The 24,367-nt window shown below is 58.5% G+C and carries 18 protein-coding genes and 2 pseudogenes; 8 read left to right on the forward strand and 12 right to left on the reverse strand.

All coding sequences use genetic code 11. The annotated features are described in order from the left end of the window. Positions 1-67: 67 nt before the first annotated feature. The 7 genes from X741_RS146745 to X741_RS146715 all read right to left on the reverse strand — a co-directional run bounded on the left by X741_RS146745 (position 68) and on the right by X741_RS146715 (position 7,693). Positions 68-859, reverse strand: coding sequence for a hypothetical protein (locus tag X741_RS146745; protein WP_023779061.1), 792 nt, complete (start codon positions 857-859; stop codon positions 68-70). A gap of 856 nt (positions 860-1,715) precedes the next feature. After that, the gene (locus tag X741_RS146740) at positions 1,716-2,660 is read right to left on the reverse strand and encodes a GlxA family transcriptional regulator (RefSeq protein ID WP_245272752.1); all 945 of its coding nucleotides are present in this window, start codon (positions 2,658-2,660) and stop codon (positions 1,716-1,718) included. Between the two features lie 10 nt (positions 2,661-2,670). Next, on the reverse strand, positions 2,671-3,762 hold the full coding sequence (locus tag X741_RS146735; protein WP_023779063.1) for an ABC transporter ATP-binding protein: 1,092 nt from the start codon (positions 3,760-3,762) through the stop codon (positions 2,671-2,673). Then, positions 3,759-4,589 (reverse strand): ABC transporter permease, encoded by an 831-nt coding sequence (locus X741_RS146730; RefSeq protein ID WP_031250251.1) that lies wholly within the window; start codon positions 4,587-4,589, stop codon positions 3,759-3,761. The genes X741_RS146735 and X741_RS146730 overlap by 4 nt, the downstream gene beginning before the upstream one ends. Continuing rightward, on the reverse strand, positions 4,586-5,431 hold the full coding sequence (locus tag X741_RS146725) for an ABC transporter permease (RefSeq protein ID WP_023779065.1): 846 nt from the start codon (positions 5,429-5,431) through the stop codon (positions 4,586-4,588). The genes X741_RS146730 and X741_RS146725 overlap by 4 nt, the downstream gene beginning before the upstream one ends. Positions 5,432-5,551: 120 nt before the next feature. Beyond that, a complete protein-coding gene (locus X741_RS146720) occupies positions 5,552-6,688 on the reverse strand; it encodes an extracellular solute-binding protein (protein WP_023779066.1) in 1,137 nt (378 codons plus the stop codon). Between the two features lie 90 nt (positions 6,689-6,778). Next, positions 6,779-7,693, reverse strand: coding sequence for a LysR substrate-binding domain-containing protein (locus X741_RS146715; RefSeq protein ID WP_023779067.1), 915 nt, complete (start codon positions 7,691-7,693; stop codon positions 6,779-6,781). Positions 7,694-7,780: 87 nt separating this feature from the next. Here X741_RS146715 and X741_RS146710 point away from each other — a divergent pair, with 87 nt between their 5' ends. Further along, positions 7,781-8,569 carry a creatininase gene (locus X741_RS146710; RefSeq protein WP_245272753.1) on the forward strand — a complete coding sequence of 263 codons (789 nt, stop codon included), beginning with the start codon at positions 7,781-7,783 and terminating at the stop codon, positions 8,567-8,569. Between the two features lie 353 nt (positions 8,570-8,922). Here the strand turns inward: X741_RS146710 and X741_RS146705 are convergent, their stop codons facing one another. After that, the gene (locus X741_RS146705; protein ID WP_023779069.1) at positions 8,923-10,137 is read right to left on the reverse strand and encodes a M24 family metallopeptidase; all 1,215 of its coding nucleotides are present in this window, start codon (positions 10,135-10,137) and stop codon (positions 8,923-8,925) included. 459 nt (positions 10,138-10,596) lie between these two features. Here X741_RS146705 and X741_RS146700 point away from each other — a divergent pair, with 459 nt between their 5' ends. From X741_RS146700 to X741_RS01000000167010, 6 genes are all read left to right on the forward strand, one after another. Next, positions 10,597-10,785 carry a hypothetical protein gene (locus tag X741_RS146700; RefSeq protein WP_023779070.1) on the forward strand — a complete coding sequence of 63 codons (189 nt, stop codon included), beginning with the start codon at positions 10,597-10,599 and terminating at the stop codon, positions 10,783-10,785. A 510-nt stretch (positions 10,786-11,295) separates the two neighbouring features. After that, positions 11,296-12,756 (forward strand): hypothetical protein, encoded by a 1,461-nt coding sequence (locus X741_RS1000000167635; protein ID WP_023779072.1) that lies wholly within the window; start codon positions 11,296-11,298, stop codon positions 12,754-12,756. A gap of 9 nt (positions 12,757-12,765) precedes the next feature. After that, on the forward strand, positions 12,766-13,236 hold the full coding sequence (locus tag X741_RS146695; protein ID WP_023779073.1) for a hypothetical protein: 471 nt from the start codon (positions 12,766-12,768) through the stop codon (positions 13,234-13,236). Beyond that, positions 13,220-14,272, forward strand: coding sequence for a hypothetical protein (locus X741_RS146690; RefSeq protein WP_084018769.1), 1,053 nt, complete (start codon positions 13,220-13,222; stop codon positions 14,270-14,272). Before X741_RS146695 ends, X741_RS146690 begins: the two co-directional genes overlap by 17 nt. Before the next feature lie 352 nt (positions 14,273-14,624). Continuing rightward, the gene (locus X741_RS1000000170495; RefSeq protein ID WP_198023991.1) at positions 14,625-15,098 is read left to right on the forward strand and encodes a hypothetical protein; all 474 of its coding nucleotides are present in this window, start codon (positions 14,625-14,627) and stop codon (positions 15,096-15,098) included. Next, a complete protein-coding gene (locus tag X741_RS01000000167010; protein WP_198023992.1) occupies positions 15,067-18,435 on the forward strand; it encodes an SIR2 family protein in 3,369 nt (1,122 codons plus the stop codon). The genes X741_RS1000000170495 and X741_RS01000000167010 overlap by 32 nt, the downstream gene beginning before the upstream one ends. 217 nt (positions 18,436-18,652) lie before the next feature. On the opposite strand, the pseudogene X741_RS1000000170500 reads toward X741_RS01000000167010, so the two are convergent. The 4 genes and pseudogenes from X741_RS1000000170500 to X741_RS146680 form a co-directional block, all read right to left on the reverse strand. After that, a pseudogene (locus tag X741_RS1000000170500) lies at positions 18,653-19,257 on the reverse strand (methyltransferase). Positions 19,258-19,267: 10 nt separating this feature from the next. Then, a pseudogene (locus X741_RS1000000171115) lies at positions 19,268-19,508 on the reverse strand (hypothetical protein); the annotation flags it as partial. 74 nt (positions 19,509-19,582) lie between these two features. Continuing rightward, positions 19,583-20,254, reverse strand: a complete 672-nt coding sequence (locus X741_RS146685) for a VOC family protein (RefSeq protein ID WP_023779075.1) — start codon at positions 20,252-20,254, stop codon at positions 19,583-19,585. 47 nt (positions 20,255-20,301) lie between these two features. Continuing rightward, entirely contained in the window at positions 20,302-21,114 is an 813-nt protein-coding gene (locus X741_RS146680; protein WP_023779076.1) for an SDR family oxidoreductase, read from the reverse strand. 359 nt (positions 21,115-21,473) lie between these two features. Between X741_RS146680 and X741_RS146675 the strand changes: the two genes are divergently transcribed. After that, the gene (locus X741_RS146675) at positions 21,474-24,365 is read left to right on the forward strand and encodes a winged helix-turn-helix domain-containing protein (RefSeq protein ID WP_156937923.1); all 2,892 of its coding nucleotides are present in this window, start codon (positions 21,474-21,476) and stop codon (positions 24,363-24,365) included. Positions 24,366-24,367: the final 2 nt, after the last annotated feature.

The following is a 24,367-nucleotide window of genomic DNA, read 5'->3' on the forward strand; positions in this document are numbered from 1 at the left end:
ACTGAGACACTACCAGAGTGTCATACCGCCTTACGGCTGGTTCGCACTTCCGTTCCGGCTGTCCAGGTCAACGGCCGCCGATCAGCAGGCAGAGCTGGCGCAGGTCGCGGTCATAAGTCTCTTGGCTGCCAAGCACGTCTACGCACCGCTTCTTCATGCGAGCCAACTTGCCATCCGACATATTAGCGACGGCACTGGCCAATTTGGGACCGGTCGGATTGCTCGGGTTCCTTGGGCTGCTCGGACTGTTTCCGACGCCGATGCCGAGAGCCATATTGACGCCGTTGCCAATGCCTACGCCCGCCCCAGTACCAACGCCGCTCGTGCCGCCCACGGTTGTACCCAATCCGGCCGTCACACCGTTCGTTCCGCCTACCCGCGCACCGGCTCCGGCATTAATACCGCTGGAGCCGCCGACCGACGCCCCGAGACCGGCATTGACGCCGCTTGAGCCACCGACCGAAGCCCCTGCCCGCAATGTATTGGGGCCACCGATCTTTGCGCCAATTCTAGCCTTCAAAACCTTCGGGCTGCCCACCGTCGCAGCGGCTCCGGCACTGATGCCATTGGTGCCACCAACTGATGTTCCGAGGCCGGCGTTCACGCCGCCTGCCCCTGCAACCGAAACACCAGCACCGGCATTGACGCCGCCCGCGCTACCGACCGAGGCGCCGACGCCAGCGTTCACTCCGCCCGAACCGCCGATGGAAGCACCCACCCCGGCATTCACGCCGCCGCTCCCACCGACCGAGGCTCCGGCTCCGACGCCTATCCCGCCCGCATACGCCGGCATGCACATAACTGCAATCATTGCACCACTCGCCAATGCTTTGGCGGTTCTCGCAAGGATACTGGCCATGACACTCTCCTGCGGTTGTCTAACTAAGTGCAGCAAGCGCAGGGCCTGCTACTCACATTAGTACGAGCTAAGGTGCCACTTCGTTGCCGAATAGACAGGATATTCAGGCGGCATAGTGTCCTTTGCATCTAGGACAATGACAAGATTTTACTAAAACTATGGGAATGCAGGCCCATGCTGAAAACCAAATCACATTAATGGTTTGGAATATTTGGTGCAAATATCTGGCACGCGCGCCGTCCCCGTGGGGGCGCCTCCCGGCCGTCATTGATCCGCGCCCGTGTAGGACGTGATGCGCGCGACTAAGATCGGGCGCGAGGGCGGTTCGCCACACAATCCCACATGCAAGGGAGCAACGCTAGGCTTTCTAGGCGGTGCAAGGGATAAGCAACCCTTTGATGCATCACTATGTGCCTAGCGAGAGGGTCGCAAATATCCAGACGCTTGCCCGGCAATGGTTTTGTGAGCGGAACCCGTGCAACCGTGTAGGTTGCTTCATCACAAAATGAGCCATTCCCCACGATCGCTCTGGCTAACATGCTTCGCCGAGCCCGCGCAGAAGCCCGCGTCGACATGATGACCGCGCGGTGTTAGGCATGCCACGTGCACTTTTGGGCAGTGGACGGTATTGCAGGAATGACTCGATTGGGCGCAAAGCCGCCATTGGCGAAGCTTGATCAGACTAGTAGTCAGGAATGCCCTATGAGGAAATGGTTTTTCAGTACACCGCAAATGAACCATCCCGAGCGGCCTCGGGCCGCGGTGCGACACAGGGCGGATCCAACTGCTGAGTTTTAGTGATGTTGCAATACAGTCGCCCGCCTTGGCCCGAAGGCAGTCGCATAGTTGTGGTTGGCTATGCTCGTCGAAGCTCTGACGGCGCAACCCCCTTGTACTGACGATATACCCGGCTGAAATGGCCGGCATTCGGAAATCCGCATCTGTAAGCGATATCCCCAATTTGGAGATCGCTGGTCTCCAAGAGCGTTCTGGCGTACTGCAGACGTATCGCGAGATATGCCACCATAGGGCTGGTGTGCACCTCAGTCGCGAACAGCCTCTCCAGTTGGCGGCGCGAGATCCCGAGCTTGTCCGCCAAGCTTTCAACTGTGATTTTCTCCTGCAGATTGCTCTCCATCAGAAGCAAGGCGCGCCTTATGTGGCGGCTTCTGGCCTTGGGGAACAGCTCGCCGTTTGGCTGCACGTCCCGGCCGGTTCTGATTCTGTCGAGAACCAATATTTTTGCAGCTTTCTCTGCGGCTTTGTTGTCCACATGCTTGGACACGAAATGGCTGGCCAGATCGGCTGCTCCGGCGCCGCCAGCGCAAGTGGCGCGATTTCCGTCGATCGAAAACAAAGTGTCCGCGTGCGCCCGAACGTCTGGGAAAGCATGCCGAAATTCCTTGATGTGAAACCAGCTTAGGCAGGCTCGATAGTTGTCGAGCAGACCATAGTGCGCCAGTATGAAACTTCCGGTGCATAAAGCTGTGAGAGGGATGTCGCGCTGCGCCGCTCGTCGCAGGAATGCCTCTTTTTCCGCACTGAGGCTCGGGGGGCCTTGGAGGAGTCCTCCGACCACAACGATGTTGTCGTATTCCTGTGGATCGGTGATTTGCTTGGTCGGCAGTAACTCCAGACCACAACTCGAGCGGATCGGAAGGCCTTTGTCACCGAGTATTTGCCAGTCGAATCGACCTCGTCGGCTGCGGTCGCCATCATCGCCAGCAAGGCGCAATGTGTCGACGAACAGCGACATTGGCGAAAGTGTAAAATTTCGGGCGAGCAGGAATCCGAAGCGCAATGCCAGCCTCCTATTCCCCGGGCAGGATGTGGCTCGCGTCTGGGCGCCAGGAGACCCAGATCGTGGCACCGGGCGTCAGATTCAGTTGCTCCAACTCGTCGTGGCTCTTCTGCGCCTTGAGTTCCAGGCCGTCGTCGCCCTCCAGATGGATGACGGCGGTGGCGCCGACAAATTCCTCGCCAACCACTGAGGCGCGCATCGCGTTGCTGGCGTCCGGCTGGCTGTTGCTCAGCTGCACGCGATCGCCCGACACGACGAAGGTCGCCTTGTCGCCCTTCGCCAGCACCTTCGCCGTGTTTGGCGCGACGTCAAACTGTCCGGCCGACGTGGCGATCCTGACGACGTTGCTGGTGATCTCAGACACCTTGCCAGCGAAGACGTTCGAAGAGCCGAGGAATTCCGCGACGAAACGCGTGCGCGGGGCCCGATAGATTTCCTGCGGATTGCCGATCTGCTCGATTCGGCCACGGCTCATGATCACGACCCGGTCGGCCATCGAGAAGGCCTCGGATTGGCTATGGGTGACATAGACGAAGGTAATGCCAAGTTCCTTCTGCAGGTTCGACAACACCGTCTGCATGCGCACCTTGAGATGTGCATCGAGCGCCGACAGCGGCTCGTCGAGCAGCAGGATCTCCGGCTCAGTCACCAGCGAACGGGCGAGAGCCACGCGCTGGCGCTGCCCGCCGGAAAGATGCGCAACGTTGCGCTGGGCAAATTCTATGATCTGCATTCGCTCCAACCATTTGTCGACGCGTCTGCCACGCTCGGTCTTGCCGATGCCGCGCATTCGCAAGCTGAACTCGACATTCTCGCGCACGGTCAGGAAAGGAAACAGCGCGAGGCTTTGCCACACCATCGGCGTGTCGCGACGCCAGGTCGGCAGGTCGTTGATACGCTTGCCGGCCAGGCGGATTTCGCCCTCGGTTGGTGCCTCGAGGCCGGCCAGCATCCTGAGCGTCGTCGTCTTGCCGCATCCGCTCGAGCCCATGATGGCCAGGAATTCGCCCTTGCGGATGTCGAGGTCCATAGGTTCGACCGCGACGAAGTTGCCGAACTTTTTGACCACGCCGTCAAAGACAACAAGAGCTTCTTCGGTCATGCCTTTGACTCCGCTTTGCCGCCGCCGGTCTGGGCGGGATTGCGTTTCATGAGGAGGAGCTGGGCGAGGACCACCAGCGTCATTGAAGCGAGGAAGACGAAAGTGCCGATGACATTGATGCGCGGGCTCACCTGGCCTTGCAGGAAGCCGAGGACCTTCACCGGCAGCGTTTCGTGCAGGCCGGATACGAACCAGGCGACGGCAAATTCGTCGAACGACACCGCCATGGTGATGAACAATGCGGCGAAGATCGCGGGCCGGCAGAAGGGGACGATGACATGCCGCATGGCCATCCATTCGGAAGCGCCGAGGTTCCAGGCCGCTGCTTCCAGAGAGGGGTCCATCTGTGACAGGCGCAGCCGGCAGATCGCCATGGCGAAAGGGGCGCACATCACCACATGGGCGATGATGACGGAGTGGATTTCACCCGACAGACTGACATTCGACAGGAAAGCCAGCATCGCGAGGCCGAGGATGACCACCGGAATGGTTGGCGGCAGCAGAGCCAATGCCACATAAAGCGGCTTGCCGAAGAATTTGTAGCGGAAATCCGTATAGGCCGCGCCGAAGCCGATCGCAGTGGCCAGCACCGAGACGATGGCGCCGACGATCAAGGTGTTGCGCAAGCCTTCCCAGACTAGCGGGTCGGCATAGACGGCCTCGTACCAGATGGTCGAGAAGCCACCAAGCGGCAGTGACGGGAAGCGGTCTACATTGAGCGAAAAGACGAAGCTTGCCGCGATCGGCGCGAAGATGAAGGCCAATGACAGGACGATGTAGAGCCTCAACGCCCAATCGACCAGCCAGCTGCGGTTCAAGTCGCTCATCGTCCGCGCTCCTTGTAGGCGTAGCTCACGGCCGCGAAGGCCACCGTAAGCAAGGTCGCAATCATCGTCAGGGCGATGACGGCAGCACGCGGCCATTGCTGGCCCGACTTGGTCGTATCAGTGATCAGGATCGAGAGCGTTGGCGGATCGCCGCCGCCGAGATAAAGCGGGCTGACGAAATCGCCGAATGTGAGAATGAAGCAGAACAGGGCTGCGATCACCAGCCCGACCCTTGCCGCCGGCACGACGATCTCGAAAACGGTGCGCAGCCGCCCGCAGCGCAGATTGTGGGCGGCCTCGATCAGCGTTCTGTCGACGAACACGAGGCTGAACAACTGCAGCAGCACGACCAGAGGAAAGCTCAAGGTCAGGTAACCGACCATCGTGCCCAAAGTCGTGTTCAGCATGCCGAACGGCCCGATGCCGGCATGGGCGAGGAGCGCGTTGAAGATGCCGTTGTCGGACAGGAATATCTGCCAGGAATAGACGCGAACCAGATAGGACGTGAAGAACGGAATCACCATCAGAAACACTGCCCAGCGCCGTGCCGTTTCCGACAGCTTAAAGGCGATGCCGTAGGCGCAAGGGAATGCCAGAGCACTGGTGACGATCGCGGCCGCTGCGGACAGCCACAGCGTGCGGAAATAGGCATCCCAGAAGACACCGCGGCCGAGCATCCTCACCCAATTGTCCGGATTGAAATCCGGTTCCATGCGGAAGTTCTTGACCGTCCAGAAGCTGAGCGCGACCAGGAAGACAAGCGGCGCAAGGAAGAAGAGCACCTGCCAGACCAGCATCGGCAGTGAGAATGTCAAGCCATAGAGGGTGATCGATTTGCGCATGAGAGCGAGCTTTACCGATTGGAGATGGCTGGTCCGACTGGGCGGTCAACAGGCCGCAATGTGAAGGGCGGGCGCATTGGCCCGCCCCTGCTGCTTGACGAACTTATCCGAACCGCGGGTTTAGGCGCCCTTGTAATCGGACCAGAAATCGTTCCAGTCCTCAAGGCTCTGCTGGACCGGTAGCTGCCGGTACTTGATGCGACCGGCGCGGATCAGATCCATGGCGTTGCTCTCGTTGAGCAGCATACCCTGACGTTTGGCCTCCGCAGGCGTTTCCTTGGCCAGCAGTTCCCAGCCCTTCTTGTTGGGTATGAGACAGGGATAGGCGGCCATATTGGCCGACTTCACCTGGCCTTTTGCCGAGGTGATGTACTGGATCCACTTCTTGGCCAGATCGGCCTTGGTGGAACCCTTGCCGATGGAGAAGGATTCGGTGAATTGCAGGCCACCCTCCTCTGGAATGGCGGTGCGGACTTTGGCCCCGCCCTTCTCCAAGGCGCCGGTGATCCAGTCGCCGATGCCGGCCATAGCCAACATCTGACCATTCTGGAGTGAGGAGAACGTGCCGCCATAGTCGAAGAAGCCGCCGATCTGCGGACGCAGCGACTTCGTTTTTTCCTGCACCGCGCCCCAAGCTGCACCATCAATATCGTAGGGCTTGGCGTTGCCATTGAGCAAGCTGATCTGGCCGAGATTGGGCAGGTGCCAGTCGAAATGACCCACCTTTCCCTTCAGCTTGTCCTCCCAATAGACGTTGTAGGTCGAGGCTTCCTTTTCGGTAATAGCCTCGGTGTTGTAGGCGACCCCCAGGAAGCCGAAGCGGGTGATGACGGAATAGAGGTCGTTGCCCTGCCAGTGGCCGGGGAAATGCTGGAATTCGGGAAAGAAATCGCCAAACGGATAGTCAGCCGGATCGAGCTTTTCGATGTAGCCCGCAGCGTTCAGCTGCTGCACATATTCGGCATCCGACAGGATGACATCGAACGTGCCCGGAGGCGATTGCGAAATCAGACCCAGCATGTTGTCGCCACCGGTGTAGTATTTCGGCTTGAACTTGACGTTGTTGGCCGCCTCGAACTCCGCCACAACGTCGGGTTCGGCGTGGCCGTACCAGGCGAGCATGTTGATCTCGACAGGTTCGGCAAAGGCCAGCCGGCTCAGATAGGGCAGAGCGAGAGCGCCGCCGGCGAGAACGCTTACACCTTTCAAAAGGTCGCGACGCGTATGCACGCCGGACAAGGTCTTACCTATGGTCATGGAGTTCCCCTTCGCGCTTGGTTTCCAGCAAGGTAGGAAGCTGCCATGTATTTGAAAAATTAATTCTCATAATAAATGCATTTGAAAACCTTATTGTCGATCGAGTTCGATGGGACGGCGTACCGGGTCGCCGGACACGCCGGCTTCGTCCAGTCGCGCTATAATGTGGTTGACCAGTCGGATGCCGGCGTCGGACAGACGCGGGTGTTTATAGAATAGCCCGACGCGGATTTCTGCGAGCGGCGGCAGGCCGTCGCTATCGTCAAGCGCTCGCATGCCGGGTAGCATGGTGTATCGGGTCAGCGCGCTGATGCCGAGCCCGTTAACGACCGCATTCTGCAAGCCGCCAATGCCAGACCCCGTGTAGGCGACCCGCCAGCGGATTTGCGCGGCGTCGAGCGCCTGAATCATGCGCGCGCGATAGGCGCATCCTTCCGGATGTGCAGCGAGCGCTATGCCTTTGGCGAGGTCGAGTTCGCCGGAGTCAGCTGCTGCCCAGATCGGCCGCTCGATCCAGGAGCGGGATAGATATTGGGCGCGCTCATTGTTAACCATCGCCACCGCCAGGTCGAGTTCGTCGGCACGCAGCCGATCAAGGATTTCGGCGCTCCAGCCGCAATGGATTTCGAGGGAAATACCTTGGTGCTCCCGCGTATACTCGGTGATTACCCCCTGCAGGAATGAGACAGCGTAATCGTTGGGCAATCCGACCCGCAGGACGCCGGCAATCTTCGAGCGGTTGAAATAGGACGCTGCCTGGTCGTTGAGACGCAGCATTTCTCGCGCATAGCTCAAAAGCATTTCACCTTCGCCGGTCAACAGAAGCGTGCGGCCGACCTGCCTGATAATTGGAGCGCCGACCAATTCCTCCAGACGGCGAATCTGTAGCGAAATGGCCGGCTGGGTTCGGCCGAGCGCCTCGCCGGCCTTGGTGTAGGCGCCCAGATCAATGACCGAGACGAAGGTCCGCAACAGGTCGGTCTGGAAGTTGACGATGTTTCCCACTGATTTCCATTCCTTATGGAACGATGACAATTATAAATTTCCCATATCGCACAAATGGGTCGAAATCACCAACCCAAACGTTCGAAAATGGGGAAGAAAATGCAAAATGATACGGTGTTTGCTGCCGAACTGACCTGGCCAGACTACGACGCCAAAGTGCGTGACGGTTCGGTGCCTATCCTGATTCCGATCGGTTCTATGGAGCAGCATGGGTGCCACATGCCGATGCATGTCGATGTGCTTTTGCCCACCGAGTTCTCACGTCGTGTTGCCGTCCAGACCGGCGCCCTCGTCGCACCGCCCTTTACCTACGGCTACAAGTCGCACCAGAAATCGGGCGGCGGCAACCATCTCCCCGGCACCACCAGTCTCGATGGCGCGACTCTGGTCGCGGCATTGCGAGACGTCATCAAGGAATTCGCCCGCCATGGCGTGCGGCGGCTTTGCCTGATGAATGGCCACTTTGAGAATTCATGGTTTATCGTCGAAGGTATCGATCTTGCGTTGCGCGAATTGCGCTGGGGCGGCATCGACGACATGAAGATCGTGGTGCTCTCGTATTGGGACTTCGTCGACAAGGCGACGATCGCACGGCTTTATCCGAACGGCTTCACCGGCTGGGATCTGGAACATGGCGGTGTGCTGGAGACCTCGTTGATGTTGGCGCTGTACCCGGACCTTGTCCACCTCGAGCGAGCCGTTGACCATCCACCGGCCAGTTTCCCACCCTATGATGTTTACCCGCCGAGGCCGGAATGGACGCCAAAGAGCGGCACGCTTTCGTCGCCCAAGGAAGCATCCAAGGCGAAGGGGGAGATCCTACTGGATGTGTGCGTCAACGGCATCATAAAGGCATTCGGCGTGGAATTTTCCTGACATGCCGCATCGACGCAAATAGCGTGTGAGGGTGGGAAGCCCGGGATGTGCAGTTCTATTGCCGACGACGCGTGAACCTCAACGCCACGATCACGTACTACGTCAAACCTAGAGAACGTTCACGGATATCAGAACGGATAGGGCCAATTTGGAGGAGCGGTCCCTCTTTCCGCAGCTTCATTGCCCTGCGGTGAGGTATCGTCGATATCCAAGAGGGTATCGGCCGTGAAGCATCTGATCACAGATGTCGCAAACTCACGCAAGAAGCCGTAGACGAGCGACGCCAAAAAGGGAGCGGGCCGGTCGCGGGCCGGCCCTCCCCGATGCCAATCATGCGGGATGTGGAACACCCCTCAATTCCTGATGATGTTGTGTTCCGGCCCGAAGGGGAAACCGGTGATGTTTTCGGCGCCGTCGTCCTTGACGATCAGGATGTCATGCTCGCGGTAGCCGCCGGCGCCTGGCGTGCCTTCCGGCAACATGACCATCGGCTCCATCGACACCACCATGCCGGGCTCCAGCACTGTTTCGATGTCCTCACGCAACTCGACGCCAGCCTCGCGGCCATAATAGTGGCAGAGCACACCGAAGGAGTGGCCATACCCGAAGGACCGGTATTTCAGGAGATCCCACTCGCGGTACATCTCGTTGAGCTCGATTGCGATGTCCTTGCAACGGACGCCAGGCTTGATCAGCTCGAGACCACGGCGATGCACGGCGACATTCTTCTGCCATACGTCCAGGCTGGCATCGTCGGCGTGGTCGCAGAACAGCGTCCGTTCGAGTGCGGTGTAGTAGCCGAAGATCATCGGAAAGGTGTTGAGCGACAGGATGTCTCCAGCCCGCACGACGCGGTTCGTGACCGGATTGTGCGCGCCATCGGTGTTGATGCCCGACTGGAACCAGGTCCAGGTGTCCATCAGTTCGACGAAGGGGTGCGATTTCGCGATTTCGCGGATCATTGCATCGGTGGTGGCGATCGCCACCTCGTGCTCCGGAACGCCGGCCTTTACCGCCGCCACGCACGCTGCGCCGCCGACGTCGCTGACGCGCGCCCCCTCGCGGATCAAGGTGTGCTCCTCCACCGATTTGATCGAGCGCATCCACATCGAGGGTTGGGCAATATCGATGAATTCGACGCCCGGCAGCGCCTCTTCGAGTTGCCGGCGGAAATCGAGATTGACATGATCGAACTCGATGCCGACGCGCTTGGCGCCCGCCGTCAACTGGCGCACGGCGCGATAGTAGTTGTCGCGGCGCCAGTCCGTGTAGGTAATGTTGTCGCCGAAGCTGCGGCGATAGGGCTGGCCGCCATCAATGCCGGCCGAGATGGTCGTGGCGTTGTCCTGGTCGATGACCATGCCGTACTTGCGGCCGAAGTAGCAGTAGAGCCAACCGGAATAGTAGTTGATGCAATGATAGGAGGTGAACAGGGCCGCGTCGACGTTGTTGTCGGCCATCCAGCGACGTACGTCGTTTTGGCGGCGCTTCATCTCAGCTTCCGAGAAGGGAGAATAGTCCTTCTCTCCGTTGTGCCATTTCACCACGTGCAGCATGTCGTCAGTCATTTCGGTGCTCCCTGCAAATTGATGCGGGGAAGCTACTGTTCAGACCTGCATTAGGAAAATTTATTCACCTGATGTCATCATTTCAAAAAATTATGAACGCTGAAGACAGCGGGCAGATTTGCGCCAACAGTGCTTTCGCCAGAACTCGGAGTCCTCCTAGATTAGAACCCTGACTGAATGTCAGCAATGGGGCCGATTGCTGACTGACTGGTTTCAGGTAGCAACGCCAAGGAAGCTGCCGTTCGCCGAATTTATTGCCGTCTGACCGAAGTCGACCCAAGCACGAACCCGCTCGCGCGGGATTGGCGCCCGTGTTGAGGTGTCGAGCGCCAACAGGCGGCGGTGAGAGTTTGAGCGCGCTGCGCGTGCTCGAAGACATGGCCATGCGCGGCCTGAGAGAAGAGACCCAGCGCGACTTTCGAATGGCACTATACGCCCAAAGATGGCAGATGGCTCGATATGGCCGAGTCCGAACTTGGGGTCCTATCGTCCCAGTATCTCGATCGTCGCATCCGGGACAAACAAACCCTGATCGATGAAATCGCAGCTTGGGAGGCTGACCGAAATGCCAACTACGCCAAAGCCGATTGGCAGTTCGCAACCAAAAACGCACGTGTCAAACTCAAGCATCTTTACCCTGCGATTTAACTGAATCGAGCGACTAGTCGGACCGCCTTGCCGTTTGAGTGCGTCGGGTTGGGGACCAGTGTCGCTTCGCCTTCGTCAACGCCCTGACCGGCCACCACTAGGATCTGGCGCTTGGCGAAGTGTTCGTCCGACCGCGAGCCTTGCACCCCGTCCGGCACATACGGTTTGAGGCGGGAAGCTTGGAGTAAGATGCGATCGAGCGCTGAGCGGACCCGAAACCTCACATTTGAAGAAAAACCGCAGACCGAACTGATGAAATGAGGGTTAATCCTCTACTACGCATGAGAAGCCCTAAATTCAAAGTTAACTGTGATTGATTGCGCGCTATAAGCGACTTGATGAATTCGGATTCGAAGAGCAGAGTGCCCGATGTTGAGACTCTTTGATATTCTCGATGTTTGAGCGCGTGAGCCTCATTTTCAACATGAACAATTGGCCAGAAAATTGTTTTCTTGGAGAGCCGGTGAACCGATGACGAGCGCTCCGACTTGGCCAGGAAAGGTCAATCAAATGCAACAGGAAAGCCTGGCCGAGAAATCCATCAAGCAGGCCAAGCGGTCGCGACCTCTTAACGGAGCGACGACACCGGGGCAAGCGACAGTTCCAGTAGAAAATGGCGCGACAAAGGAGCGCGCCGCGCCGGTTCTGGTGTTCAGCACGCCCGATGTCATCGGCACAGACGGTCCGATCGCCCCGGACACCGTCGATCATGCTTCGGTGCGTAGCCTGCTCGTTCACGGATTGCTGACAAGACAGGTGGCCATGACCGACGGGGTGCAACTGACGACTCGGGCATCGGACCAATACCTTCGCCAAGTGGCGCCCTTTCTGAACGGAACGATCATCCTAACGCCGACGACGCGTGTGGCGGATCTCAGTCGCGACCATACTTATTTTGACAGCCGCGTATTGCCCACGCTGTCCGATCTGCTGAAAGAGATCGCAGCCGCGCGCAAGGCAGTCGATGCCAAATTCAATTCGCTGAACGGCCTGCTCGGCGGCCCCATCGGCCCGATGGATTTTGGCCCCAAGGACAGCTACTTTCGCAATTACGAGGGCGGTGCGATCTACCTTGCGCCAAATGGGTCGATCCACGAAGTCCATGGCGACATCTACCGAAAATATATCGAACTTGGCGGCGTCGGCGGGTTCCTCGGATATCCGCAGACGGACGAACAGAGCACGACCTTTAATACCGGGCGATTCAACCACTTCCAGGGCGGATCGATCTACTGGACGCCTGAGCTTGGTACCCATGCGATCGGCGGCGCCATACGCGACAACTGGTGGCAGCTCGATGGCGAGCGCGGTCATTTGGGTTTCCCGGTGTCTGACGAAGAAGTCTGGATTGATCCGACGACCGGAGCGGCCGGCGGCAGGGTCTCATATTTCCAGGCGGGCAATATCGCGATCCGGTCCGACGGACGGCCGCTGGTATCCAATTCAAGCGTGGTGCTAAAGGCGAGCCTCGCCACGAGCGGCGTGCATTGCAATGTCGAGCTGTGGATGAACAGTGCGGGGGACTGGAACTACAAGGGCGACATGCGTGACAGCGGCTTTTTCGGCTTCAACGTAACCGTCGCCTCGACGCTCAATTTCCAGGATGCGGCCGGAAACATTATGGTGTTCAACGTCGAGCGGCATCTCGACGGGACCACGTCGTTCGGTAACGATCGCAGCGACGACTGGAACCAGGTGGGGATTCAAGATTCCTTCATCCGCGACAACTGGGAACACATTCGGTTCGCCGGAATGCAGACGCACATGGACGTCGACACAACCTTCGGCGAAATCGTCCAGATCATCGGCACCGCCTTCGCGGTTGCGGTCGTCGTCATCGTAGCGATCGGGACCGCCACGGGCAAGAACTGTCCGCCTCGTGTTACCAAGGAGTGGAACGGCCAAACGGGGCGATACGAGCCCAGCTACACCTTCGATTCGGTTCCGCAGGGAGAGCAATGCCCCAACTGACGTCCAATAATGTTTGATCGCTTGGAGGCGAATATGCAAGGTAACGGCCCAGATTCCGACAACGGTCAGTACCGCGAGAGCGAAGGCTCGCACGCCAGCGACACACCATCATTGGGATCGATGCCGACCCTGTCGATAGCGGCGACGCGCCTCGAATCCGTCATCGCCGCCCATCAATTTCATACTCTCGCACTGTACAGCGCAGAATGGCTCGTTTCGACGTCATTGTCTGATGAACGTAGCGCTCAGGCGGCGCGTCGCGAGGCGTTGGTGCAGGCCTTTATCGAGCACGGCTCCGCGGAGTTCGATTCGAACCGGTACAGCGACATTCTGAAGTTCAATGCGGCATCGCGGGCGATTCGTGCCAAGGCCGCCAGTCTTGGATATGGTCCTACAGCCAACACCGTAGAGATCACTGCAGTTCCAGGCGGGTTTGTCGGGCGTTTTGGAGGGAACGATATCTATGCCTCCGCCCGGTAACGCCTTCGAAGTCCACGGGGACATACGCGCAAAATACAATGCTTTGGGTGGCGCTGCCGGCCCGCTAGGGCTTCCAACTACCAACGAGACGCCGACCCCCGATGGGATTGGGGCCTTCAATCATTTCGAAGGCGGTTCGATCTACTGGACGGGCCATACCGGTCCCTTCATGGTTCGCGGCGCGGTCAGAGACCGCTGGGCGGCATCGGGATGGGAACGGGGGCCATTGGGCTATCCGGTCCAGGATCAGCATCGCATGGCTCTGCAGGGTCCTTTGCCGCTGATCGAGTGGTGCCGGTTCGAGAACGGATTAATTGCCGGCGATGTCCGGGGTGGCCTCCCGTCTCCGTTCATATTGCAAACCCCAGCCGAAACCGGGGGACGCTTTGCCGAGCCTGCCCTGCTAAAGTACGCTGACCTTGGCAATCTGTTCGCGAATCGCATCAACGAGCAGTTCAAGGCATCGCCCGATAACGTTGCCTTGCGGCCGGGCGTGGAACTGACGGGCGTGAGCGGTTGGCAATACGGGTTCTGGGCAAGCAAATCTCGGTCAGTCGGATTCAAGCTGCGCGGCTTTCACGACAATGGACTCGCGCCGGACACCAACTTCACTATCGAGATGAAGCTGCGTCTTGAACTGACCTGGGCATTTGGATCCTTCACCGAGCCGACGCAAAAGACGCTGATCGCGATTCTGGAATATCTGAACGTCGGGCACGATGGCGGGCTTGCCTTGGCGCAGGTTTATGCCTCTGTCGATTCAGCAATCACGGACACATTTTACGGGTCCAACCCCGAGCCGCATGATCCCGCTCACCCCGAGGTACCATCGGGTGCTATATTCGTGGCCAATGTTCCGACATTCGCGAACGCGACGAATGGTGATATCGCCGTGCTCGATGTCCTCGTGACGTCCGGTGGCGATCTCCAGGTCCTCGTTAATCCGCTGACACCGCCGCAGACTGCGCCGAGTTCGATTTCATGGTCGGCTGTGCGCCAGCTGCAAGTGCAAAACATATTGAACACGTTCACCTGACGCGTTCGGCGCAATTCGAAACCGAGATCGATCGAGAACGTCATGCGACGGTAGCCTGACCTCCAAGAAACGCAATCCGCGAAAAAGCCCTCTCAATCCGTGTGTAGGGTTCGACCTGACAATCGAGAATGGCCAGGCATCCAAGTGTATTCGCAAGCTCTCATTTGCAATATTTCTCGCTAAACGGCGGCCTTCCGGGAGCGTCGAACCGGACTTCAACGGCCGACTCTGGGGCGCGTTGCCGTCGGGCCGATACTCGACGAGAAGGGGCCGGCAGCTGACAGGCAGCTTGCGGCAGCGGATGTGCATCTGAACATTTGGCAGCCACAACTGCCGTCGATATTGTGGAGCCATGAGATTCCATTCCGACGGACCCGCCATACCTGACATCCTTTTAGAACGAGCTGACGCTGGTCGCGTCGTGTTCCTTTGCGGGGCTGGTGTTTCATTGCCCTCGGGTATGCCCAGTTTCATCGGTCTCACCCGACATGTAATCGAATTCTTCGATCCTTCCGAAGACACAGAGATCATGTCCGCTTTCCAGCCGTGGCTGGATGACCCGTCGGGCGCGAATGTGCCGCTGGATCAAATCTTCAACCTGCTACACCAGGAGTACGGCAAGGACGAGGTGAACGCTCTAGTCACTGAACGGCTCAGTGCTCCCCCAATAGGCAATGAGGTTGGACGAGAGCACCGTCTAATCAAACGGATATCCTCGAACCAGAGCGGCGCGCCGCAGATCGTGACAACCAATTTCGATCTTTTTGTTCGAAGCAGGAACGCCCGCCGGAGAGATGATCTACCACGTTCCTCCCGCATTCCCTGACCTTGCCTTCGGAACGACGATAGAGGGTATCACTTACCTGCATGGCAGGTTATCAGACGGAAGTTCCGCACATCATCCATACGTGTTAAGTAGCGCAGACTTCGGTCGCGCCTATCTTTCTGAAGGATGGGCAACCAATTTCATCAGAAATTTACTGAGCCGCTACACCGTAGTCCTTGTTGGCTATCAGGCCGAGGACCCGCCGGTCAGATATCTGCTCCAGGGGCTCAACCACGATGGGCTTTATGATCGCTCTCGTCTCTTTGCGTTTGATCGCGGGTTGCCTGAAGATATCGAAGCCAAGTGGCTTGATCGAGGCGTAACGGCCATAGCGTATATTGATCATGCCCATCTGTGGACAACGATGGAAGCTTGGGCAGACCGCGCCGACGATCCCCGTCAATGGCGGGCATCCGTGATAGCGGTCGGGCGACAAGACCCGAAGGAGATAGCTCCTTACCAACGCGGTCAAGTTGCCCATGTGCTTCGTTCCGTGCAGGGCACAAGATTATTCGCAGAAAGCGAACCCGCACCCCATCCGGAATGGGTATGCGTAATGGATGCGAACGTTAGGTCTGCTAAGCACAGCAGTGGCTACGGAAAAGACGCTGAAACGTTCGATCCAAGACTCGCCTATGGGCTCGATGACGATCTGGAAAACTTCTCAGAAGAGGATCGTCGGCAAGGCGTCAGCAACGACAACCTTCTTGTTTGGCGTCCAGGGGATGACAATCCGCACGAGTTCCATCGCCTCGGTGGAAGGCAAGCCGATGGCTTTGAGGCAACCCCAGCCAGACTATGGCATCTCATCACATGGATAGTTAAGTCTATCAACAGCCCCGTGTTGGCGTGGTGGGCCATTCGCCAAAACGGGCTGCATCCGCGACTGCTGCAACAAATCGAATGGCTTATTGAAGGTTCCGCGGCCCCCCATGAGCGTACTCGCCATGTCTGGCATTTGATTCTGGAGCACCATCGCGACCCTCGTAACCGCCATTGGGACGGCAGCTGGTTCGACCTTAAGAAAAGGATTGCCATCGAAGGCTGGACGTCCAGCGTTCTGCGCGATCTTCGACAAGTCTCCACTCCTAGGGTCGATATCAGACCTCCGTTTGGCGTCGGCAGTTCCAGACCGCCGACGGCAGCCTGGGACGACATCCGTCTCAGTGATCTTGGCCAGTTCGAGATCAAGTTTCTTGAACGGCACAACGAGCACCTAGAGGTGCCTGACGAGGCATTGCCTCGAGTGTTCGGCATCCTGGAAGACCAGCTTACCGTTGCCTCCGGCCTGCTCGCGGACATCGAGACGGTCCACTTTCAGACGCCCACCTGTTACCCAGAACGAGAGGTCAATGGCCGAGAACACGTTGCGAAAGCGTCGGAAGCCGTGACGATGTTCATTCAGCTATTCAATCGGATCGCTGACCGTCGACCAGATTTGGCCAATGCCCACGCCACGACCTGGCCTGAATCGGACAGGTACTTCTTCCGCAAACTGAAGCTGTATGCTTTCGCCAAAGGTCACGTCTTCGATGCCGACTACGTTGCCGAGGCCGTGCTGGCCTTCGAGCAGGCATTGTTCTGGGACATCGATGTCGTCCGGGAGTTTCTGTTCCTACTTGCGGACAGGTGGCACGAATTTTCGCCGGAGCACCAGGATCGACTGACCGAGCGCATTCTGGCCGGTCCTGATCAACTCTCCCATTGGTCAGATGAAGCGTATCCCGCAGTACGAGACGGGTTTGCAGCACGGTACGGGAGATACCTTGAACTAAAGGGGTGCGTTCTTTCAGCCGACCATATGGCTCGGCTCGTAGATATCATAGAAGGCATTCCACGATGGAACGATGGGTGGGCGATCTCGATGGTGACGCAGAGAGGCTCGCATGTTGGCTGGGTCGGGACAGATGAGACGCCGGACGCCCTTCTGGACCTTCCAGTAAACGAGATCGTGCCACGAGCAATGGATGATCTGACGCGCGACTTCGCCACCTTCACCGAGAAGCGCTCTTTCACCGGACTTGTGAAAACCAAACCGAAGACGGCGCTGTCCGCGCTGACCGTCGCCGGAAAGGCGGGCGAATACCCGCAGGCGTTCTGGTCGTCCATGATTGACGATCTGCCCGAGGATATCTCACCTCGGCTGAGACGTGTTTTCCTCCACAGGCTGGCCCGACTGCCGCATAGCGTGATCGCGGAGTTGCGACACACTCTGGGGCGCTGGCTCGAACAGAAACTCGTGTCGGTGCTTGAATTCGACGATGGTCTTGGTTGGTCCGTCTACGATCACATCGTTGACGGCATTCTGAGCGGTGGAGAGGACGCCGCAGAGAGTGGTCTTGGTGAGGTTCGCCAAGGCGACGAAATCGTCGAACGGTCTAGACGAACCCTCAGTCATGCAATCAACGGCCCTGTGGGAATGTGTACAGAGGCGCTTTTCCATGCTGTGCCTGGAGAAACTCAACAAGCAGGGTCATTGACTCCCGAGTACATCAAGACTCGCGTCGAGCGCCTCTTTGCAGCACCTGGCGAGGGTTCGGATCACGCTGTCTCGATTGCGATGAGGAAACTGAACTGGCTCATATACGTCGATCCTATTTGGGCTCAGGAACGGCTCATCCCGATGTTGGCGTTCGATCACCCTGGCTCGGAACCGGCATGGAACGGGTTCCTTCATGGCGGGCAAGTCCCATGGCCGCCCTTGGCCGAGCTCATCAAGCCTCTGCTGATTGACCTCTTCCCATGGATCGACGGATTTTCTTGGGATCGTGACCTCTCGAATGTTGCGGCGCAGTGGCTCGGCTTCATGCGTGTCTTTCACCCTGATCAGCCCGACGGCTTGACCAAACGAGAGATGCGTACGGTGCTGCGGTCCATGGCTGATGAGTCTCGGAACCGGTTCATCTTCTGGCTTGGCGAGGTTGGCCAGAAGAACGAAAATGGCTGGACCGAGCTTGTCGTCCCGTTCATCGAGGAGGTCTGGCCTAGGGAACGCAGGTTCCGCACCTCGGCGTCGATGAGAGCTTGGATTGGCCTTCTCGATGACACAGGCGACAGCTTTCCAGCCGTGTATGGAGCCGTGAAGAAGTTCTTGGTACCTGTGGAGACGAATGACCATCCGTTCCATCGGTTCACCCGAGAGATCAACGATGAAGAACCGATCACGACGCGCTTCCCCGAAGCGACTCTCGACCTGATGAACGCCGTCACGCCCCAGGTCATCACTCGGCCATCCTACGAGTTGCCGAAAGTGCTGGCTGTAATTGCCGAGACAAATCCAGCGCTAACCTCAGACCCTCGCTACTTGCGGCTCATCGATCTGGTCGAGCGAACCTGACATCATTTCTTCGAAGGGCTGCTTACAGCGAACGGAATTGAGAACTCGAACGTCCAGCTTGAGGCGCTTTTCAGACTGACAATTTTGTGGGCCGACACCGGACGGTCCGGTTTCAACCAACTTCTGCGGTAAGCTGTCGTTGACGAAACCGACGCAGAATCAGTCGTAGCGCCGGTCAAAGCCGCAGTCGGCGTCATCGTTAGCCAATGGCTCGGTCCTATACCTTCAAAAATCGATAAGCGAAGCGATCGGTCTCGCCCTCGATCGAGTGATCGAAAACCTTGATCGAGTGCGAATCGTCCTTGTTTGCGAGGATGGTGCTGTCCGCATCCAGTACAAAGCCAGCCGCCTCAACCTCCTCCCGAACATGCGCGTCGCTCGTGCCCCCCCGACGGCGGCGGCGTGGTCTACGATGACGTAGGACCCACCGGGCTTCAGATGCTCATAGACGGCTCGATTGAAGTCGGCCGCCGTCGCGCCCCTCGCCTGGATCAGCGCGGTGTGGAGATCGTGGTAGAATAGGTGCAGCCACAGCACATCTGCTGGCTGCGTGACCTCCGGCATCGTCACGAGGTCCGCTGAGGCAGCCTCGACGTTCCCTCGGCCCGGCTCCTTCGAGAGCGTCTGGTTGCGGCCGACCGGATCGTTCTTAAAGTGGGCGACTTCGGCCGACACGAAGCTGAAGACCCGCCCCTCTGGTCCGACGATGTCGGAGAAGAGGCGTGTCGAGTCTCCGTCGCCAGGATACACGTCGATCACGGTGGAACCAGCATCGATACGTGCGAACCGGATCAACTCGGATAGCTTCGATTGGTCGTACATCGGAATTTCCTTACGGTTGGGCATTCGACGAGCGCTCGCAGCAGATGGCCAGCTTTACGCCCGCCGGAACAAGGCCATCTCGGAAGCCTGCTAGTGCTTGCGTGTCGACATAGCTCCCGGATGTTCTTCACTTTGCCACCTCGAACGGTAATGGCGAAGCCCCAATCGTCCTTGAACGTCTCATTCGTGGCTTTGATCTTCCCCCCAACCACGCGGACCACCAGAACCCGGTCTCCCTGCGCCACGAACTCGGGGTTCTGGATATAGTCATTTCCAGCTCTTCGCACGCCTTCTGAGATGACCGTCTCGTTTCGTGCCGTCGTTCTTAGATCGGCAGCGCTTTGCCCGCCTTCTCCGCCGCCATGTACTGCGCGTACCAGTCCGGCCAATTCTCATCACGCTGGCCGCCTGTCCGCTTCTCGTGCTCGCCATGGGTCACAGACGCACGCCGGAGCGCGGCCGCGAGCTCGGTCGACGAGGCAAATGTGGTTTCTCCAGTGTCGACGCGGCCGGGCGCTCGCGCAGTGACCTCCTGCAACATCCAGATATTTCCGGCCGGATCGCTAAAGGATGCCCACGACAAGTAGCTGCGCCGTTCAGGGTCTGGACCGATGACGCGGCCTTCACTGCCGGCATAGTGGAACACTTCGCTCACGTCGACGCCGCGATCGGCGAGTTCGGCGCGTGCTACTTCGATGTCCGACACGACGAGCTCGCCACAGCTTCTGAGGACATCGAGTTCGAGCTGGGCATAGGGTTCCGTTCTGGTCCCTGAGCCGAAGACTACGGAACACGGCGAACCAGGAGGCGTAAACTGGATGACGCGAAATCCGTCGCCTGTGAGGTCGGCGTCCAGTCGCCAGCCCAAGCCGCTATAGAAGTGTTTGGCACGGTCGATGTCCGCAACGGAAATGACCGCGACCTCGAGCCTTATGTCTACGCCTCGCGCTGTCGGCGTTGCGATCGCAGTTTCGCTGGGCAGTTGAGCAACGTTCATATTCACCTCCTTTAATTTGACTATTTTAGAAAGGCGTCTTCATTCCGTCAGGCCACCGCGGCGACGCGATAACGAGCCGGATTAGCACTGAGCGATAGGTTCGGAACGAGCTTCTGGCGTGCCGCTTCATATGCGTGCCAATCACCTGCGTCTGGCAGTGAAGGGATGGTTACCAACTCGCCCTGGTCCAAGCCGGCAAGTGCAGCATCGACTAGATCGTCTGGCTGCATAACCTCAAGTGTCTTATTCGGCAGTTGGTCGAGCGACCCTCCCGAGACATCCCAGAAGTTGGTCGCGATTACCCCGGGCAAAATCGCCTGGATGCGTAGGTTTTTGCCGGCAAGCTCCTTGTGAAGCGAAACGCTGAAAGCCAGGACAAAGGCTTTCGTCGCGCCGTAGACACCGTTCAGCTTTTCTGGCGCAATGGACACCGCTGAGGAGACGTTAATAATAGTGCCGCCCCCCCGCGCAACGAATGCCGGAACCGCAGCATAAGTTAATCGAGTCAGCGCCGTCACGTTCAGCTCAATCATGGCGGCCATTCTGCCGACGTTGGTCTCCAGAAGCGGCGATACCGCGCCCATGCCAGCATTGTTGACAAGCATAGTGATGCCGGGATCGCTTTCGAGTAGCGTTTCGAGCCGAGCTAGATCCATCTTTCTATTGAGGTCGACTGCGACGGCATTGACACCGCGGCCGGTCGAGCCGGCGATGCGCTTCGCAACGTCGTCCAGTTTCGTCTGGTTGCGAGCCACAAGGATCAAGTCATAACCGCGGTGTGCAAGCCGGTCGGCATAGATCGCACCAATCCCCGACGAAGCGCCCGTGACGAGAGCGATGCCTTTTCCAGAACTCGTCATGGTAGCTCTCCTTCAGCATTCGTCCGCAAAAGGATCGACTAAGGGAAACGCTAAATCCATTGAACGATGGTGTAGGCGACACCTGTGTATAGGTGACCGACAGGCGCCAATCCCGCCGCGAAGCGTTGGAAAGCACCGCATGGGTGACTCTCAACGTCGCGTGTATGGGATGACGCCGAAAACGCTCCACTTTGTCCTGCGACCACTGTCAACCTGGTTAGGGCCACATCCAAGCGAGCAACTTTCCACCGTCCTATTGTGCAGATCGCCACACCCCGAAATGCGTTGACGTTGTACGAAAACGACATTTGCTCTACGATCCAGCCAGCGAAACCCTAAAAAAAAGGGAGGCAGTGAGCATGGAAAGCGCATTGCTGATCGAGGGGGGGCTTCACGACGTGGTCGCGTCTTTCGGCCCATTTCGTTTAAGCGCGGCCGAAAGATCCCTGCTGAAAGACGAGAAGCCCATTGCGATCGGCGGACGCGCGTTAGATATCTTAGTCTACCTTGTAGGGCACGCCGGTCAGGTACTGAGTACCAGGGAATTGATTGATCATGTGTGGCCCGATGTAACCGTGGAGGAAGCGGGTCTTCGGGTACACCTCTCCAACCTTCGCAAGGCTTTAGGGGACGGAAAAGACGGTGCGCGCTACATCGCTAACGTCCCAGGTCGCGGCTACAGCTTTGTAGCGGCGGTGCAACGCACTGATCGTAGGCGCTCCGCTGCGCATGCTGGCGCCGCAAAAAGGACTCAGAGACTCCCCCCACGATTGGAGAGAATGATTGGTCGCGACGGAACGGTCGCCGATTTGTGTTCACTCCTTTCAAGCCGCCGGTTCGTCAGTGTCGTGGGACCAGGAGGGATGGGAAAAACGACTGTCGCAGTGGCTATCGCTCACGCCCTGCGCGACGAGTTCGCCGATAAGATCTATTTCCTCGACCTTGGCTCGGTTGGTGAACCATCGCTCGTTGCCGGCGCCGTGGCATCGACGCTCGGACTGATCGGTCAGTCGGCGCAAGACCCGCTGGCCGGCTTGGTCGCTTTGTTGGCAGACAAGCCGGTTCTTCTCGTTTTTGATAGTTGCGAGCACGTGATCGACGCTGTTGCCGAGCTTGCTGAGATGCTTTTTACGGAAACTCAGCTTGTGCACCTGCTGACCACCAGTCGAGAGGCACTGCGTGTAGAGGGCGAAAATGTACATCTTTTAACGCCGCTCGAAAGTCCTGTGGAAGAGGCTGGCTTGACCGCTGCACAAGCGCTTGCCTCACCTGCAGTGCAGCTCTTTATGGAGCGTGCTTCAGCCGGAGGGCTGGGAGTCGAGCTTAGTGATGCGGACGCTCCGGTACTGGCAGCGATATGCCGCCGCCTTGATGGGATAGCACTTGCTATCGAACTTGCAGCCGGCCGTGTGGGCGTCTACGGAATTCGAGGAACTGCCGATCTGCTCGATAATCGCTTCAAGCTTCTTTGGCACGGGAGGCGGAGTGCGCCACCCCGGCATCAAACGCTTCAGGCAATGCTGGATTGGAGCTACAACCTGCTCTCCCAGTACGAGAAGGCCGTCCTGCTGAGGCTATCGGTCTTCGTGGGCGCCTTTACCCTTGAAGACGCATTGGCCGTCGCAGCAGAAAGTGGAGACGACGCGGCCATGCTGGCCGATGCCATCGCGGGCTTGGTCGACAAGTCGCTTGTCAGGACGTCTCAACTGGGCGGAGCCACCTACCATCGGCTGCTGGACACAACGCGAGCATACGCAGCAACGAGGCTCACCGAAACTGTCGAAAAGGAGACGTTGTCGAGACGACACGCCCTCTACTTTGCCAACCGATTGAAGTCCGACGCGACAAGATCGACCGCCTTCGGAAGCAGAGACGTCTCCGCGTACGAACCGCATATGGGCAATATTCGGGCTGCGCTTGTCTGGAGCTTCTCGGAGTTCGGTGAGGTGCAAATCGGCGTACAACTTGCAGCCGGTGCCGCGCCATTGTTTTTGGGGTTCTCCCTCTTGGGAGAGTGTGAGCTTTGGTGCGAACGCGGCTTATCAGCGCTACAAGAGGCAGATCGCGGAACAATCACCGAGCTGGCGCTCCAAGCTGCACTGGCAATGTCTTCGATGTTCACCCGAGGAAATAGTGACGACGTAAGACGGGCCATTGAGCGGGGTATCGGTCTTGCAGAGGCGCTTCGTGACGAAAAATACAAATTGCATCTGCTCGCCGGACTAAACGTCTTTCTCACGCGGATCGGCGATTTTCGTGGAGCGGTTACGTCCGCGGAGCGGAGCATGCTCGTGGCGGGCGAGCTTGGTGAGCCGCCCGGTCTGGTAATGGCTGAGTGGATGCTGGGTGTAGGCCACCATCTGGTCGGGAACCAAGCCGCGGCGCGGCTACATTGCGAGCGCGGGCTTGAGCTGGAAGCTATCTCGGGCGCCGCGCAGATCGACTTTTTTGGTTACGATCACAGGGCACGTGGACTTGTGGCCTACGCAAGAGCCTTATGGTTGCTGGGCATGCCGGAGAAAGCCATCCTCATCGCCGACATGGCAGTTAAAGAGGCCATGAAGCGCGAACATCCTGTGACGATCTGCATGTCACTGAGCTACACAGTTCCAGTTTATCTCTGGAGTGGCGACTTTGACCGAGCGACTGAATGCATTGAGCGTGTCCTGGTTCACGCCACCAAGTATTCCCTAGCTCCCTATCAGGCTCTTGGCCTCGGGCTAAAGGGCGAACTGATGGTCTTGAAGGGCGAGACAGCGGAGGGCATCGACCTGCTGAGGGGCGCATTAGAAACACTGGCCGCGGAGCGCCATCACATTCTTGCAACGACTTTCTTGCGAGCGCTTGCCGAGGGCATGCTTAGATGTGGGAAGGTGGATGAGGCCGCCTCACTGATTGACCGAGCGCTTGTCTTGGCGGAGCAGGCCGGCGAGACATATGACCGCCCAGATCTGCTGCGCGTCAGAGGCGAGATTCACCTGGCACGATCGCCGGCGGAGGTGAGAGCGGCAGAGGATACGTTACTGCAAGCACTCTACTGGGCCAGCAAGCAAGCCGCAGTGGGCTGGGAACTGAGGGCAGCCGTATCACTGGCCCGGCTGTGGGAGAAGCAAGGGCAAGCAGCCCGCGCCGAGGATCTACTTGGCAGGCTCTTGGAGCGTTTCTCGGAGGGGCTCGGGACAGCTGATGTGATGGCAGCGACCGGCCTTCTCGCACAATTGACCGCGAGATCCGCAAACATGTCGCGCTGACG

Origin of the sequence: Mesorhizobium sp. LNHC221B00, assembly GCF_000502935.1 — a bacterium.
Lineage (GTDB): Bacteria > Pseudomonadota > Alphaproteobacteria > Rhizobiales > Rhizobiaceae > Mesorhizobium > Mesorhizobium opportunistum.

Bases quoted from the DNA above. Each gene is read 5' to 3' on its own strand.
- X741_RS146745 (WP_023779061.1), bottom strand. From the start codon at position 859: ATGGCCAGTATCCTTGCGAGAACCGCCAAAGCATTGGCGAGTGGTGCA.
- X741_RS146735 (WP_023779063.1), bottom strand. From the start codon at position 3,762: ATGACCGAAGAAGCTCTTGTTGTCTTTGACGGCGTGGTCAAAAAGTTC.
- X741_RS146730 (WP_031250251.1), bottom strand. From the start codon at position 4,589: ATGAGCGACTTGAACCGCAGCTGGCTGGTCGATTGGGCGTTGAGGCTC.
- X741_RS146725 (WP_023779065.1), bottom strand. From the start codon at position 5,431: ATGCGCAAATCGATCACCCTCTATGGCTTGACATTCTCACTGCCGATG.
- X741_RS146720 (WP_023779066.1), bottom strand. From the start codon at position 6,688: ATGACCATAGGTAAGACCTTGTCCGGCGTGCATACGCGTCGCGACCTT.
- X741_RS146710 (WP_245272753.1), top strand. From the start codon at position 7,781: ATGGGGAAGAAAATGCAAAATGATACGGTGTTTGCTGCCGAACTGACC.
- X741_RS146705 (WP_023779069.1), bottom strand. From the start codon at position 10,137: ATGACTGACGACATGCTGCACGTGGTGAAATGGCACAACGGAGAGAAG.
- X741_RS146700 (WP_023779070.1), top strand. From the start codon at position 10,597: ATGGCCGAGTCCGAACTTGGGGTCCTATCGTCCCAGTATCTCGATCGT.
- X741_RS1000000167635 (WP_023779072.1), top strand. From the start codon at position 11,296: ATGCAACAGGAAAGCCTGGCCGAGAAATCCATCAAGCAGGCCAAGCGG.
- X741_RS146695 (WP_023779073.1), top strand. From the start codon at position 12,766: ATGTTTGATCGCTTGGAGGCGAATATGCAAGGTAACGGCCCAGATTCC.
- X741_RS146690 (WP_084018769.1), top strand. From the start codon at position 13,220: ATGCCTCCGCCCGGTAACGCCTTCGAAGTCCACGGGGACATACGCGCA.
- X741_RS1000000170495 (WP_198023991.1), top strand. From the start codon at position 14,625: ATGAGATTCCATTCCGACGGACCCGCCATACCTGACATCCTTTTAGAA.
- X741_RS01000000167010 (WP_198023992.1), top strand. From the start codon at position 15,067: ATGATCTACCACGTTCCTCCCGCATTCCCTGACCTTGCCTTCGGAACG.
- X741_RS146685 (WP_023779075.1), bottom strand. From the start codon at position 20,254: ATGAACGTTGCTCAACTGCCCAGCGAAACTGCGATCGCAACGCCGACA.
- X741_RS146680 (WP_023779076.1), bottom strand. From the start codon at position 21,114: ATGACGAGTTCTGGAAAAGGCATCGCTCTCGTCACGGGCGCTTCGTCG.
- X741_RS146675 (WP_156937923.1), top strand. From the start codon at position 21,474: ATGGAAAGCGCATTGCTGATCGAGGGGGGGCTTCACGACGTGGTCGCG.